The 14,657-nt window shown below is 65.7% G+C and carries 9 protein-coding genes and 2 pseudogenes; 9 read left to right on the top strand and 2 right to left on the bottom strand.

Going from position 1 to position 14,657, the window contains the following annotated elements:
• The first annotated feature begins 169 nt into the window (after positions 1-169).
• From xylA to CcI49_RS38070, 5 genes are all read left to right on the top strand, one after another.
• Entirely contained in the window at positions 170-1,363 is a 1,194-nt protein-coding gene (gene xylA, locus CcI49_RS38090) for a xylose isomerase (RefSeq protein ID WP_076834530.1), read from the top strand.
• 15 nt (positions 1,364-1,378) lie between these two features.
• Complete coding sequence (locus CcI49_RS38085; RefSeq protein ID WP_076834528.1) at positions 1,379-2,848, top strand: FGGY family carbohydrate kinase; 1,470 nt, start codon at positions 1,379-1,381, stop codon at positions 2,846-2,848.
• Positions 2,849-2,939: 91 nt separating this feature from the next.
• Positions 2,940-3,845, top strand: coding sequence for an SMP-30/gluconolactonase/LRE family protein (locus CcI49_RS38080; RefSeq protein ID WP_076834526.1), 906 nt, complete (start codon positions 2,940-2,942; stop codon positions 3,843-3,845).
• A gap of 419 nt (positions 3,846-4,264) precedes the next feature.
• The gene (locus CcI49_RS38075) at positions 4,265-5,527 is read left to right on the top strand and encodes an alpha/beta hydrolase (RefSeq protein WP_198955749.1); all 1,263 of its coding nucleotides are present in this window, start codon (positions 4,265-4,267) and stop codon (positions 5,525-5,527) included.
• A gap of 332 nt (positions 5,528-5,859) precedes the next feature.
• Positions 5,860-7,566 (top strand): AMP-binding protein, encoded by a 1,707-nt coding sequence (locus tag CcI49_RS38070; RefSeq protein ID WP_076834522.1) that lies wholly within the window; start codon positions 5,860-5,862, stop codon positions 7,564-7,566.
• 97 nt (positions 7,567-7,663) lie between these two features.
• On the opposite strand, the pseudogene CcI49_RS38065 reads toward CcI49_RS38070, so the two are convergent.
• Positions 7,664-7,906, bottom strand: a pseudogene (locus CcI49_RS38065) (IS5/IS1182 family transposase); the annotation flags it as partial.
• A 107-nt stretch (positions 7,907-8,013) separates the two neighbouring features.
• Positions 8,014-9,375 (bottom strand): annotated as a pseudogene (locus CcI49_RS44645) (NF041680 family putative transposase); the annotation flags it as partial.
• Between the two features lie 655 nt (positions 9,376-10,030).
• On the opposite strand from CcI49_RS44645, the gene CcI49_RS41285 reads away from it, so the two are divergent.
• The 4 genes from CcI49_RS41285 to CcI49_RS38045 all read left to right on the top strand — a co-directional run.
• On the top strand, positions 10,031-10,867 hold the full coding sequence (locus tag CcI49_RS41285) for a hypothetical protein (RefSeq protein ID WP_076834520.1): 837 nt from the start codon (positions 10,031-10,033) through the stop codon (positions 10,865-10,867).
• Complete coding sequence (locus CcI49_RS38050; protein WP_076834519.1) at positions 10,836-13,076, top strand: alpha-L-rhamnosidase; 2,241 nt, start codon at positions 10,836-10,838, stop codon at positions 13,074-13,076. Before CcI49_RS41285 ends, CcI49_RS38050 begins: the two co-directional genes overlap by 32 nt.
• A 196-nt stretch (positions 13,077-13,272) precedes the next feature.
• The gene (locus CcI49_RS41840; RefSeq protein WP_131831297.1) at positions 13,273-13,614 is read left to right on the top strand and encodes a hypothetical protein; all 342 of its coding nucleotides are present in this window, start codon (positions 13,273-13,275) and stop codon (positions 13,612-13,614) included.
• A gap of 398 nt (positions 13,615-14,012) precedes the next feature.
• Positions 14,013-14,657 (top strand): CocE/NonD family hydrolase (locus CcI49_RS38045; RefSeq protein WP_158230886.1); only part of this gene is annotated, 645 nt, incomplete at its 3' end.

Genomic DNA, 14,657 nt, shown 5'->3' with positions numbered 1-14,657 from the left:
TCCTGGAAGGTCAGAAACTATTCGGCGATCTCGAACGTGCCGCATCCGTGCCCGGCGCAATAGCTGCGATCCAGGCCAGGGCAGGGCTCGGCATGACGTTGGGCGATCCGTCCCGGCGGCTTCATGTTTTCGGCAGTACAAGGCTGCCGGCAATGGCGAGAGGTGTGAGATGGTGCGGCAGCCGACGCGTGAGGACAGGTTCTCCTTCGGCCTGTGGACGGTCGGCTGGACCGGCGCGGATCCGTTCGGCGCGGCGACCCGTCCGCCGCTCGACCCGTGGGAGTACGCGGGCCGGCTCGCCGAGCTGGGGGCGTGGGGGATCACGCTCCACGACAACGACGTGTTCCCCTTCGACGCGGATGAGACGACACGGGACGCGCGGGTGGGAAGGCTGAAGGCGGCGGCGGACGACGCCGGGCTGGTGATCGAGATGGTGACCACCAACACCTTCACCCACCCGGTGTTCAAGGACGGTGGGCTGACAGCCAATGACCGGTCAGTGCGCAGGTTCGGGCTGCGCAAGGTGCTGCGCGCGGTCGACCTGGCGGCGCGGGTGGGCGCGACGACGTTCGTGATGTGGGGCGGCCGGGAGGGCGCCGAGTACGACGGCTCCAAGGACATCTACGCGGCGATGGAACGCTACAAGGAGGGCATCGACACCGTCGCCGGCTACATCCGCTCGCAGGGCTATGACCTGCGGATTGCGTTGGAGCCGAAGCCGAACGAGCCCCGCGGCGACATTCTGCTGCCGACGGTGGGGCATGCGCTCGCGCTCATCGCGGAACTCGACCATCGCGACATCGTCGGGCTCAACCCGGAGACAGGGCACGAGCAGATGGCGAACCTGAACTATACGCACGCGCTCGGCCAGGCGCTGTGGAGCGGCAAGCTGTTCCACCTCGACCTGAACGGCCAACGCGGGCTGAAGTACGACCAGGACCTCGCTTTCGGGCACGGTGATCTGCTGTCGGCGTTCTTCACCGTCGATCTGATCGAGAACGGCTTCCCCGGCTACCCGGATGGCCCCCATTACACCGGGCCGCGGCACTTCGACTACAAGCCGTCCCGTACCGAGCACCTGGACGGAGTGTGGGCGTCGGCCGCGGCCTGCATGTCGACCTACCTGATGCTCGCCGAGAAGGCGGCCGGGTTCCGGGCGGATCCGCGGGTGCGTGAGGCCATCGCGTACTCGGGTGTGCTGGAACTGGCCGAGCCGACGCTCGCACCGGGGGAGACCGCCGCGGACCTGCTCGCCAGCGGAGCCACCGGTGCCGTCGACAACTTCGACCCGGATAAGGCTGCCGAGCGTGATCTCGGGTTCGTCCACCTCCAGCAGCTCGCCGTCGAACACCTCCTCGGCTGAGCGGGACGGGTTGTTGTGACGCTGGTCGCGGGCATCGACTCGTCCACCCAGACGTGCAAGGTCGTCGTCTGTGACGCCGAATCCGGCCGCGTCGTCAGATCCGGGACGGCGCCGCATCCCGACGGGACGGAGGTCGATCCCGAGGCCTGGTGGACCGCACTGCTGATTGCCGTGGAGCGGGCCGGTGGCCTCGCGGATGTGGCGGCCCTGTCGGTCGCTGCCCAACAGCACGGGCTGATCTGCCTGGACAGCGCCGGGCAGGTGATCCGGCCGGCGCTGTTGTGGAACGACACCCGGTCGGCGCGGGCCGCCCGTGACCTGGTCACCGACCTCGGGAACGGCGATCAGGCCAGGGGCGCCCAGGCCTGGGCCGCCGCGGTCGGGTCTGTGCCGGTCGCGTCGTTCACCGTGACGAAGCTGCGCTGGCTCGCTGACCATGAGCCCGCCGCCGCGGCCCGGATCGCCGCTGTCGCGCTGCCCCACGACTGGCTGACCTGGAGGCTGTCCGGGGCCCACGCGCTCGCCTCACTGCGGACCGACCGCTCCGACGCCTCGGGAACCGGCTACTACGACACATCGGGAACTGGCTCATACGATCCGCCCGGCGGCCGCTATCGACGTGATCTGCTCGCGCTCGCACTGCGCCACCGTCACACCGATGCGGACCGGATCGTCCTGCCCGCGGTTGTGCGGCCCTGGGACGCGGTCGGGCGTGGCGACCCCGCGTTGGGTCTCGGCCATCTGTTGCTGGGCCCAGGTTGCGGGGACAACGCCGGTGCGGCGCTCGGCCTGGACCTGCGGCCCGGGGACTGCCTGATGTCGCTGGGCACCTCCGGCGTGGTCGCCGCCGTCTCCACGGCGAGCACGGCGGACGCCTTTGGTGGCATCGCCGGGTTCGCTGACGCCACCGGCCACCACCTCCCGCTCGCCTGCACACTCAACGGCAGCCGCGTGCTCGACRCCACTCGCCGGCTACTCGGCGTCGACCATGACGGATTCGACCATCTCGCTCTTGCCGCCCGGCCTGGCGCCGACGGCTTGGTCCTCGTTCCGTACCTGGCGGGGGAGCGCACCCCGAACCTGCCGACGGCGACCGGGAGCCTGCACGGGCTGACCCTGGCCTCGATGACGCCGGAGAACCTCGCCCGCGCCGCTGTCGAGGGCCTGCTCGGTCATCTGGCGGGCTGTGTGGAGGTCCTGCGCGCACAGGACATGGCTGTCGAACGGGTGACCCTGGTCGGCGGCGGCGCCCGCTCCCTGGCCGTTCGCGAGATCGCGCCGGAAGTACTCGGGATCGACGTGATAACCCCCAGGCCGGGGGAGTACGTCGCCACCGGCGCCGCCCGCCAGGCCGCCACGGTGCTCGCGGGCCACCGGCCCTGTTGGGAGGAGATCGAGGCCGTCACACACACGGCCGCGCCGGCCCCGCCTAAGGTTCTTGACCGGTACCGAGCCGCCGCGGCGAAGGCGGCACGGAATCAATGATCTCCATGTCTCCCGCGCTGGAGGAGAAGAACCCGCGGCGGTTGCCTCAACGGCGCAATTCTGTGAAAGGTAGTCAGGCAGGCCTGCGGCTATGGAGATAGAACGGGTAACCGCCTCGGTCACGTCCCATGGGGAGAGTCCGGTATGGGCGCCGGACTGGGGCGGTCTCCATCTCGTTGATCTCCTGGCTGGCGACGTCCTCTCGCTCGACGTTCATACGGCGGCGGTATCGCGCAGGAACCTCGGCACGATCGTTGCCGCGTTGCGCCCGCGAGCCAACGGCGGAGCCGTGCTGGCGATGGAGCGAGGTTTCGCGCTTCTGGACCCGTCGGATGTGGTGGGCCGCTCGCCTTTCGGCGCGGGTCGGGACGGTCGACGGTCTCCGCCGCTGCGCCTACTGCCGGAGCTCTGGTCCGTGGAGGCCGGGATACGTATGAACGACGGCGCATGTGCTCCGAACGGGAACTTCTATTGCGGCTCCCTGGCGTACGGCTCGGAACTCGGGGCAGCGGCACTTTACCGCCTCGACACCGATGGCTCTGCCACCGTGGCGCTGACCTCCGTCGGCATCTCCAACGGACTTGCCTGGAGCCCGGACGGCTCTCGCGCCTACCACATCGACGCGGCATCCGGCTGCATCGACGTCTTTGACTACGACCCGGACACAGGGCTGAGTAGCCGCCGACCGTGGGCAGTCGCGTCGGCGACGGACGGTGCACCGAACGGACTCACCGTTGATGCGGATGGCGGAGTCTGGGTTGCACTCTGCGGGGGTGGGGCGGTGTGCCGCTTCGATGCGCGGGGCCGCATGGACGCAGTGCTCCGGGTTCCGGTGCCCCGCGTCACCGCGTGCACCTTCGGCGGTGACAACCTGGACACGCTCTACATCACCACCTCACAGACGGAGACCGATCGCGAGCGGCATCCCGCCGCTGGGGCCGTGTACGCCGCCCAAGTGGGCGTGCGCGGTTTGCCGGTCTCACTGTTCGCAGGTTAGTGGGCTTCGGGGGCTCCCAGTGAGGTCGGGAAATGCCAGCTCAGGCTGTCCGTTGTCGCCGCAACTGACCGACCAACCGGCTGGTCGTCAGTGGTCCTGGGGCGGCGGGTTGGCAATCGAAAGTCGGAAAGTGGCTCGCCATCGAGAGAGCTTGGTGCTTCGGGCTGGACGCCCTTCCAGGACACTCGCTGCTGACCGAAGGGCTGCCGGGCAGGCCCAACCTGCAGTGAACACCAACGCCGCCACCCCCGCGGTGACCCGCCGCTGCCGGGTCGCGGCGACGGTGAACACCGCCACCAGCACCGGGCCTGGTGCCCCGTGAGGCCGGCCTCGCCCTGTTCGTGGCGGCTCCAGCGGACGCGCGGGAGGATCGGCCACGGCTTGGCCCGGGGGTGAAAACCACCCGCATGTGTGGTTTTATGGACGAGTCGCGGCTGGCAGTGCTGCGCAGCAGGCTAGCGGAGGACTTGAACGTGATCTGGGTAAGCGGCCTTCTGGCTGCGCTCTCAATGGTGTTGGCGGTCGGCACATTTGCCTGGCAGGCTCCGGGGATCGGGCTTGTCGGTTCACTTGGTGGCTATGTTCCGGGGTGGCTGCTCGTCATGAGTTCGGCGGGAGCGGCGGCTGGCATCGGCGCGTGGCTGCTGAACCCCTCTGTTGTGGCCCTGATCATGATCGCGTTCTGTGTCCTCTCGGCTGCGGCCGGCGTCAAGGTAATTGTCGATCAGCGTCGGCAATTGAAATCGTTTGGTGTTCGATCATCGGCGAAGGATTACTTTGGCCGGCTTTCCTGGTCGAAGAATGGTCCGGACGACATCGTCACCTATGGTCCCGTCGACGGCCATTCACCGCGTATGGCTGTATATATGCCACGAACGTCTGTCGCTGCTGCGCCCGTTGTCGTCCACATCCATGGTGGGGGCTGGACGGCGGGCAGTGAGACGATCGATACGGCGTTCGCCCGGCATCTCACGGATCGCGGATTCCTCGTGTTTGCCCCCACCTACACGCTCGCGACCGAGAGTTTTCCGACCTGGGAGCTAGCTCCGCGCCAGATTGCGTGCGCGCTGGCGACGGCAAGAAAAATGAGCGAGAAGTACGGCGGTTCCTCGCGGCACTTCTACGTTACCGGCGGTTCTGCCGGTGGAAATCTTGCCCCACTCGTGGTGAATCGCATCGCGCGAGGAGAATCCTTCGGTCATGAGGGTGAGATGCCCGTGATAAAAGCGGTGGCCGTGAGTATCCCCGCCGTAGATCCAGGCTTCGCCGAAGGCAACCCATTTGCGATCTCCGGAACCCTGGCTCGACATTTTGCACAGAGATATACGGGTGGTACCCCGGAGGAGTTCCCCGAGCGATACGCGGCCGTCTCCGCTACTAACTTTGTTAGCCAAGCCTCGCCGCCGACATTGCTTGTGTATGGCCCCAACGACTGGCTGGTGCCGAGCCAAGGAATACTGACATACGCTCAACACGCACGCGCGATGGGTGCCGCTGTGAGTGCTGTTCCAGTCCCCTGGACGGGACACCTGATCGGCCTGAGTGGCGCCGGTAGCAAGGCAATCATCGAGTTGACCGTGAACTGGTTTGAGGCGCACTCGGGCATCGGTGAAACGGAGGAAAAGAAGGCCCACGATGAGTTGGCTGATGTGGCCGCGACCGCACAAGACTCTCTCGGGTAGTGACTTCGAAGCGCGGGGCGAGGATGCGGACAGTCGCACCCCATGTCCGTTATCGTGGTGGTTAGATCGTCGGCTCCGGGAGAGTTCGATCGATACATGGCGACGGACAGCGGYGGCGTCTTCCATGGTTCCCCCAGTGAATGACGTCCGCCAATTAGCCCCATGCCCGCGAGGCACGGGCGTCACCGGTGGTGCTACCCCAGCGCGGGGGAAGCGCGGGAAGGTGCCAGCCGGCGGGGTCGCTCTAGACGAGGGAGGCACATCCTTGCACCTGCGACTCCGGCGCTCATGCGCTGACTACTTGCACTTCGGCAAAAAGAATGGGAGCGACAATGAAGGCGACCGATGTCTACCGGGAGAGTAGAGACGAACTACTGAAGCTTTCGGGGAATCATGGACGGGCAGTACAGGAATTCCGGTGGCCGTCGCTCGGGGAACGGTTCAACTGGGCGGTCGACTGGTTCGATGTCATTGCACGCCGAAATTCCCGTCCGGCGCTGATTATCGTCGAGGTGGACGGTTCTTCGACGCGCCGCTCGTTCGACGAGATGGCTTCCTCCTCGGACCGTCTTGCGGCCTGGCTAGCCGGCCACGGCGTCGGCAGGGGCGACCCGGTGCTGCTCATGCTGGGAAATCAGGTCGAACTCTGGGAGTCGATGCTGGCTGTGATGAAGCTGGGCGCCGTCATCATGCCGACGACTACCGCCCTCGGCCCTTCGGACCTCATCGAGCGGACCGTTCGGGGCGCCGTCCGACATGTCATCTGTAACGCGCAGGACACGAGCAAGTTCAACGATGTCCCAGGCGGCTACTCTCGGTTCAGCGTCGGCGCGGCACAGGGGTGGCTCGACATCAAGGCGGCCGAGGCCATCGAGACGGTACCGGCGCCGCACCCGGGGACCGCCCCGGACGACCCGCTGCTGCTCTATTTCACCTCGGGCACGACGTCGCGGCCCAAGCTGGTGCGGCATACACAGATCTCCTACCCGGTCGGGCACCTGTCGACCGTCTACTGGATTGGCCTGCGGCCTGGTGACGTCCATCTGAACATCTCGTCGCCAGGCTGGGCCAAGCACGCCTGGTCCTGCTTTTTCGCGCCATGGATCGCGGAGGCGACGATACTCGTCGTCAACTATCGACGCTTCGAGGCCGGACCTCTGCTGGATAGCCTCCGTGAATACGAGGTGTCGACGTTCTGTGCGCCCCCGACCGTCTGGCGCATGCTGATCAACACGGATCTGTCCGAGCGACCCGCGGCGCTGCGGGAGGTGCTCGGCGCAGGCGAGCCGCTCAACCCTGAGGTGATCGAACGGGTTCGCGCAGCCTGGGGGCTGACGATCCGCGACGGCTTCGGGCAGACGGAGACCACCGCCCAAGTTGGTAACACACCCGGCTCGCCTGTTCGACCGGGCTCCATGGGCCGGCCGCTGCCCGGGGTGCCCGTGGTGTTGGTCGATACGGTCTCCGGGGAGCCGGTGGTCGCTCCCGGCGAGGGTGAGATCTGCCTGGATCTCTCGGCCCGTCCCCTGCCACTGATGACCGGTTATCAGGACGATCCGGAGCGCACTGCGGAGGCGATGGCAGGCGGTTATTACCATACCGGGGATGTGGCGAGTGTCGATGTCGACGGATACATCACATATATCGGTCGTATGGACGATGTCTTCAAGGCCAGTGACTACAAAATCAGTCCTTTCGAGCTGGAATCGGTCCTGATCGAACACCCCGCCGTGGCCGAGGCGGCGGTTGTTCCCGCGCCGGACCCCGTCCGCCTGGCCGTCCCGAAGGCGTATGTCGCATTGGTGCCCGGGGTGGAGCCGACCGCGGCGACCGCGGAGTCCATCCTGCGGCACGCGCGTGAGCGGCTGGCTCCCTACCAGCGAGTCCGGCGCATCGAGTTCTACGAACTACCCAAGACGATCTCTGGGAAGATCCGCCGGGTCGAGCTCCGCGCTCGTGAGAAGGACCTGTACGAATGCCCGGCCGACGGCACCAGCACTGAGTGGCGCGACGATCAGTTCCCGGGCCTCAAGGGCTGACCGGTCGGTTCTGAACCAGTGTTCGTCCAGATGCATCCGTCACTCCGTGGCGCACTTAGAGCACCTGGAGTGCGTTTGGGTGCGTATCTGTTCATGATCAAGGTGCGGTTCGCGCAAGCTGTCGGCTCCAGGTCTTGTCGTGGCGAGTCGCGACTCTTCGCCGGGCCTTCAGTTTGTTGATCAGTCGGTCGATGGTGTTCCGTTCCCGGTGCAGTTTGGCGTCGTGACAGAAAGAACGGCCACCCTCGCGGCCCTTGTTCCGCCGGTTCGCGGCTTGGTCGACCTTCTGCGGGACGACCGCCCTGATCCCACGGCGGCGCAGGCAGGCACGGTTGGCCCGTACGAGTTACTTTTGTCACCGGCGACCGCCGCCGGGTTGGGTAAGCGGACGACAGGCCGGTTCCCGCACTCCTGGCTAGTACGGGGATGGATTAAGCTTGATCTTTTACCTGTTCGGTGTTGGTGGGCGGTCATGGTGAGGTCCCGTCGGGTGGTCTTTCCAACGTCGTGGTGGGGTGCGGGCTGACGTTTGCGGGAGCCGGGAGGGCGGCCGGGGCCAGCTTTGGTGGGTTTCGGTGCGCTGGCGGGGAGGGGCGTGATCGCGCGGATGTTCCGGAATCCTCGTCGGACTCGGGCGGGGGTGAGTCGTCCTGGTGGGGAGGGTTTCTCCCAGGGGCGGCGTAGGTCGCGGGCCAGGGATCGGGCGAGGCGGAGCTGGGTGTGGACGGTGATGATCAGCCAGGTCCAGCGGTCGGCGGCCTGCGGGGTTCGGATCTTCGGGCGGGTCCAGCCGAGGGTCTGTTTGAACAGCCGGAAGGTGTGTTCCAGGTCGAACCTGCGCAGGAACGCCTGCCAGGCGCGGTCGATGTCGGCGGCGGTGGCGTCAACCGCGGAGGACCACAGCCAGACGGGCCTGGGGTCGCGGTCGCCGGGCAGGTGGTCGACCTGTAGGCGGATGAGGGTCCCTTCGATGATCGGCAGGTCTCCGGGGTGGTCGAGCCAGCAGGTGCGGTGGGTCAGCCGGGGATGTAGCCGGTCCCAGCTGGTCGCGGTGGCCTGCCCGTAGCGGCTGGTGTTGGTGATCGTGGTGTGCTGCGGTTCGGGCCAGGTCGCGGGCCTGTCGAGGGCGAACTCGGGGCCGTGCTTGGGTGGACGGCCGTTGGTACCCGGCTGCCTCGGTGGTTTGGCCAGGCGCAGGACACGGTCGGAACGGATCCGGCCGAGCACTTCGACGGGCAGGTCGGCCAGGACGAACGCCAGCCGGGTCACGTCACAACCGGCGTCCATCACGATCAGGATGGTCGGGTCTCCGTCGTGCCAGTGCCCGGCGGTGATCAGACGGCCCACGACCTCCCGGAGCTGGTCGGCGGTCACCGCTGTGGCGTCGTCGGTGGGGCCGAGGCGCACCGCGTCCAGGACCGCGGTCCACGACGTCCGGCCGGGTTCGAGGGCGGCGATGAAGGAGTAGGGCCAGCCCGGGATCAGCTGGGACTGGTTCTTCGCCCGACCGTGCACATGGCAGAACAGCCGGTCCGCGCTGGTCGAGGCGTCCGGACGCAGCCACGGGCTGACGTCGACGGCCAGCACGAGTCGTCCGTCGGCCGCCGCGGGCAGAGGAAGGTCCGCGAGCGCACGTCGCAGCCGGGCAATCTCTCATCGGCCGCTGTTCAGCCCGTCGTACAAGGCTCCATGGCCGCGACGGTGCTCCGGGGCCAGTGTCAGGTCGACCAGCGTCCGGATCGGGCCGTCGGTGCACAGCACCGCCTCCGGTTTGCAGTCCCGGGTGGCGGCTGCAACGCTCGACGTGATCTCTCGGTCGGCAAAGTCCGGAAGGGGGCGGGTCTTCGTGCTGGGCTCTCGAGCTGGTGGAGGTCGGCAGATCTCTCCCTGGCTGTCCTGGTTGAGGGGTGCGGCAGATGATCTCGGTCGTGCACGGTGCGTACGCCGGTGGCTTCGAGCGCCCGCGCGAATCCATTCCATTTGGAAGATTTTTGCTGTAATCTTGATCACGTCATGCTTTGCGGCTCGCTAGTCTCGGAGGAGCAGAGGATCGGCCTTGTTGCGATTAGGATCTGCGGCGGGCTTCACTGCGGGTGCTGCCTTGGCGCTCGCGCGGTACAGGAGTCGCGACCAAGTGAGTGCATCGCGGCGCGGAGCGGTCCTAACGCAGCGCGATGATCGTGTCGCCGGGCCGTCGGGGGCACCTGTGGTTCCCCATCCTGGAGCAGGCGCGACGAATGTATGGACGCAGGTGGTTAGTTCGGGGAGCCCCGGTGATTCAAAAATCCTTCAACGACGGTTGGACTGTCGCGCCGAGGGAGTCACTCTATGCGGCGCTGGCTGCTGGTACACCATCGCGACCCTGTGCCTGCCGCGCGACGAATTGCGGGATCTGGATCGGGATCCGGCCGGTCCGAGCGGAAGTGGGAGTGGCTACCTCCCGAGCGCGTACCTTGCTTATGAGATGACGTTAGATCATCCCGCGGAATGGCGTGACAAGGCTGCTTCCGTCGCGTTCGAGGACGTCTACCGCGATGCCACGGTCTACGTCACCGGAAACTTCGTCGTGCAGCGGCCCAATGGTTACAGTCCGTTTTCGCTCACGCTGGATCACCTCCTGCGTTTCGGGCGGGACAACGTCATCAGGGTGGAGCTCGGGGCGCATGACGACAGCCAGTGGTGCGTGATCACGTGCTCGATCGGCAACGAGATCCTCGAGGTCGGTCGCCCTCTTGGCTCGGCCTGGGGACGTCGTATCGCGGACAAGGTCCGCTCACTCGATGCCTCGCGCCTTGTCACGAACGCCGTCAATGGCCTACTTGCGGCAACGGACGTGCTTCTCGGAACCAGCCCGACAGACGAGCCTTTCGACATCAACGCCGTCCTGTCAAAGGGTGGCGTGAGCGCTTTTGGTGCATCGGAGCTGGTCACGCGTAGGACCGAGGAGACGCACTCTCAGGCCGATGTCTGCGGCATCAACTACTCGGAGGCACGTTACGCTCTGGACGCGCAGCGTTTTCCTGAGCGTATCCTGGTTGGTTCCGAGACCTTCCCCGGAGCACTCGACGTGCTCTGGGAGTTGGTGGAGCGGCACCCGCAGGTCATCGGTGACTTCGCCTGGACCGCGTGGGACCACCTTGGAGAAGCGGGTGTGGGTCGCCCGTCTATGCCGACGACGCGGACCAGCCGACCGCGCCGCACCGGTCTCGGATCCGGACGACTAGGCGGCGCGGGAAGCGCGCCGCCGCACGCTTGCAGAAGCCCACGGCATGACACGACAGGAGAATACCTTGCTGGCTGACGCTGAGCTCATAACCGCCGTAGACGCGCCGGGCGCTTTCACTCTGCACACCCTCATCACCCTGGACCATGACCAGGTGCGTGCGGCCACACTGCGTGGCACGGCCCACGGCGTGTTCGAAGTACGCATCGACGGACAGCCAGTCGGTGGGGTCCTCGCGCCGGGTTGGAGCGCATACGACCGACGTCTGCCAGTTGAACAACACGATGTCACCGCGCTGATACGAGACGGCGCTCAGCTGCAGATCCTCGTCGGTAACGGATGGTGGCGCGGCAAGCTGGGCTTCGAAGGCCTGGGCCTGGATTATGGCGACCGCATTGGGTTCATTGGAGAGATCGAGATCACGTACGCCAGCGGGCGTACCCAGCGGGTCAGCACCGACACCACATGGACCGCCCGCACCGCAGCCATTTCCGACAACAGTATCTACGACGGCGTGCGGATCGACGCGTCTGCGCAACCCCGGAGGCTGGAAGTGGAGGCACTGCCCATCGACCGTGCGGTGCTGGTTCCGCAGATCAAACCGCCGATCGAGCGCCAGGAGGTGATTCCACCCCGACGGATTTGGACTTCACCATCTGGTGGCACGCTGATTGATTTTGGGCAGAACCTCGTCGGCTGGACCCGACTGCGGGTGACCGGTCCGCGCGGAACGACGATTACCGTCCGGCATGCCGAGGTCCTCGAGAACGGCGAACTGGCGACGCGCCCGCTGCGCGGGGCCCGTGCCACCGATACATACATCCTCTCTGGTGGGGAGGACCTGTTCGAGCCGACGCTGACATTCCACGGCTTCCGCTACGCGGAGTTCACTGGACTACCCGGGGAACTCGATCCCGCGGCCGTCGAGGCGGTTGTGGTGCACTCCCGGATGCGGCGGACGGGAACGTTCGAGTGCTCGGACCCGCGCGTCAATCGCCTGGTCATGAACTCGCTGTGGGGCCAGAAGGGCAATTTCCTCGACGTTCCCACCGACTGCCCCCAGCGTGATGAGCGTCTCGGCTGGACCGGTGATATTGCCGTCTACGCGGCGACCGCATGCTACCAGTTCGACTGCGCGGACCTCCTCCACGGATGGCTGGAGGACCTGCGCGCGGAGATGGAGGTCGCCGGTTACGTGCCCTTTGTTGTGCCGAACGTCCTGAAGTTTGCGCCGAGAGAAGCATTGGGAGCGCACGCGCACATCGTCGGCCCCACCGCTGTGTGGGGCGACGCGGCTGTCTGGGTACCAGAAGCGCTGTGGCAAGCGTTCGGCGACTTGGAACGCCTCGCCGCACATTATCCTGCGATGGTTCTGCACCTCGAATCGATCCTGCCGCGTCTATCCGAGACGGGGGTCTGGGATACGGGATTCCAGTTCGGCGACTGGCTGGATCCCACCGCGCCTCCGGAACAGCCACTCGCTGCAACGGCCGACCCTTCGGTCATCGCCACAGCGYGTCTTTACCGAACTGCCCTGATCGCAGCAGATGCTGCCGCGCATCTCGACCTGAAGGCGGACGAGCAACGATGGCGGAAACTCGCAGAGCGTACGAGGTCGGCGTTCCAGGCGCGATATGTCGTGGAGGGTACTCGAATCACCTCGGATGCCCAAGCTGTGTATGCCCTGGCGATCCACTTCGGCTTGCTCGATGACGTGCAGAAGGCGGAGGCTGGCGAAAGACTCGCCTGTCTCATCGCGGAGGGCGGATATCGGGTCGGGACCGGATTCGCCGGGACACCGTTTGTGGTGTGGGCGCTGACCGAGACCGGGAATGCTGAGGTGGCGTATCGGCTTCTGCTGCAGGAGGAGCCGCCGTCCTGGCTGTATATGGTGGCGATGGGGGCGACCACCATCTGGGAGCGGTGGGATTCGCTGCTACCTGATGGCACGGTGAATTCGGGTGAGATGACGAGTTTCAACCATTACGCCCTGGGGGCGGTCGTCGACTGGCTGTATAAGTGCGTCGCCGGCATCCGTCCCGCCCAGCCTGGGTACGCACGCCTGCACCTAGCGCCGATCCCTGGGCCCGGACTCGACTGGGCACGCGGACAGGTGGAAACCCGGCGCGGACGGGTGGAGTGCGGATGGACTCGACACAGCGATGGCGTCATCACGATCGAGTGCGTCGTCCCCGACGGCGTGGAGGCGGACCTGTACCTGCCCGATGGAACTACCCGCCTGCTCACGAGCGGGTCACATCGCATTCGAACGGAGAAGGGCGCGTAGTGAAGAACGACAGCACGAAGGATGGGGTGGTGTGACGCTGACAATCGAACAGAAGGTGGAACTGCTGCCGTGGGTAGTTTCCTGAGTCGTAAATTTGGCAAATGATCACGGACTTAGTTCGTATCAACGACTCAGGACACTAGATACTTGGACGACGCAGCGTTTCGAGGGGGAAGTTGGACGTGTGGTGGTGCGCATGTCGGACGGACTTCACGGCTGGGGCCATCATTTTCATCCTCAGATCTCGGGCCCGCTGTCTGGACGGATCGGTCGGGGCAAGCCCTTCGCACCCACCTCATGGGCGGTGGTCGGTGTGGTGATGACGCCGGATGCAGGCGAGATCTTGAACGGATTTTTGATGGGATCTGAGACGAAGCGAGAGGTGTGGAATATGAGTTTTGAACGGATGAAGTGCTGCGTGGCAGAGGTGGCAAATCAACCGGGAAGTGACGAAACCTCATTAATCATGCATGTGCTTGGTCCGTGGCCGGGGAGGCTTGAGTACATCCTCCCGAGGATGGGTGGTGCAAAGAAATGATAGAAGGCGGCGGAATTGTCCCACACACTTACGTGTTTCAAACTGTCGCCGGCGGCGGAGGTCCGTCGCTCGTCTCGTGCCTGGGAGGGTCGTTCATTTCCGAAAAACTTGACCTACATGATGCCGAGGCCGCCGTGCAAGAGGTCCGGGTCCAAGCGGGGGCCGTAGCCGTCTCCGTCGACTACCTTGCATTCGGGATCCATTACCCGGCACCGAGTGACGACGCAGTGGCAGCGGCGTGAGGATCATGGCCGGTCGGATCCGCGATAGAGTCCATCCCGGCGGTAGGGCGCACGATGGCAGGTGAACGAATGTTGAAGCCTACTCTTCCGCTGTGGAATCGGTGGCACGCGCGCCGCACCGGCATACCGAAACCGGCACCCTGGCGCGTATGGCCCGTGCGCATTCCGATGCGCGACGGTGTGACTCTGGGTGCTGATGTCTATGAGCCGCTCGCGTCGTCCAGGGGCGTGATTTTGATCGTGGGTCCGTACGGTCGTGGGTTCGTATTCACAGTGAGCTCTGCGCGAGCGTTCGCGGGGCAGGGGTATACGGTCGTTTTCGCGTCCACAAGGGGCACCGCCGATTCAGGTGGCGAACTCGACCCCATGCGCACTGACGCGCAAGACGGTCAGGACATCGTCGCGTGGATGCGCAGCCAGTGCTGGTACCCTGGCCGCTTCGCCGCAGCTGGCGGCTCATACCACGGCTACGCGCAGTGGGCGCTCATGGCAGACCCACCGCATGACCTCGCGACGGCCGTCGTTGTCATGGGACCGCACGACTTCGCCGAGTACACGTGGGGGTCTGGTTCGTTTCGCACCGACTTGATTGGGTGGAGCGGACAAGTTGGCGGGCCACCCGTAAGCAGGAACCCTTTCCGCAACTTGAAGGTGCAAAGGGAGTTCCGAAGGGCGATCGACGAGGTCATCAAGTCGGTTCCTGTGCTGTCCGCCGCCCAGCCTCTATTCGAAGATGATCGTCCCTGGGTGCTTGAGCGGATGAACAGCGACGATATCGACGAAGAATACTGGGCTCCGATG

The sequence above is a fragment of the Frankia sp. CcI49 genome (assembly GCF_001983215.1).
Lineage (GTDB): Bacteria > Actinomycetota > Actinomycetes > Frankiales > Frankiaceae > Parafrankia > Parafrankia irregularis.
The sequence above is the reverse complement of the archived record's forward strand: the minus strand, read 5'-3'. Positions and strand labels throughout refer to the sequence as shown.

Bases quoted from the DNA above. Each gene is read 5' to 3' on its own strand.
- CcI49_RS38080 (WP_076834526.1), top strand. From the start codon at position 2,940: ATGGAGATAGAACGGGTAACCGCCTCGGTCACGTCCCATGGGGAGAGT.
- CcI49_RS38070 (WP_076834522.1), top strand. From the start codon at position 5,860: ATGAAGGCGACCGATGTCTACCGGGAGAGTAGAGACGAACTACTGAAG.
- CcI49_RS41840 (WP_131831297.1), top strand. From the start codon at position 13,273: ATGTCGGACGGACTTCACGGCTGGGGCCATCATTTTCATCCTCAGATC.
- CcI49_RS38075 (WP_198955749.1), top strand. From the start codon at position 4,265: ATGGACGAGTCGCGGCTGGCAGTGCTGCGCAGCAGGCTAGCGGAGGAC.
- xylA (WP_076834530.1), top strand. From the start codon at position 170: ATGGTGCGGCAGCCGACGCGTGAGGACAGGTTCTCCTTCGGCCTGTGG.
- CcI49_RS41285 (WP_076834520.1), top strand. From the start codon at position 10,031: ATGACGTTAGATCATCCCGCGGAATGGCGTGACAAGGCTGCTTCCGTC.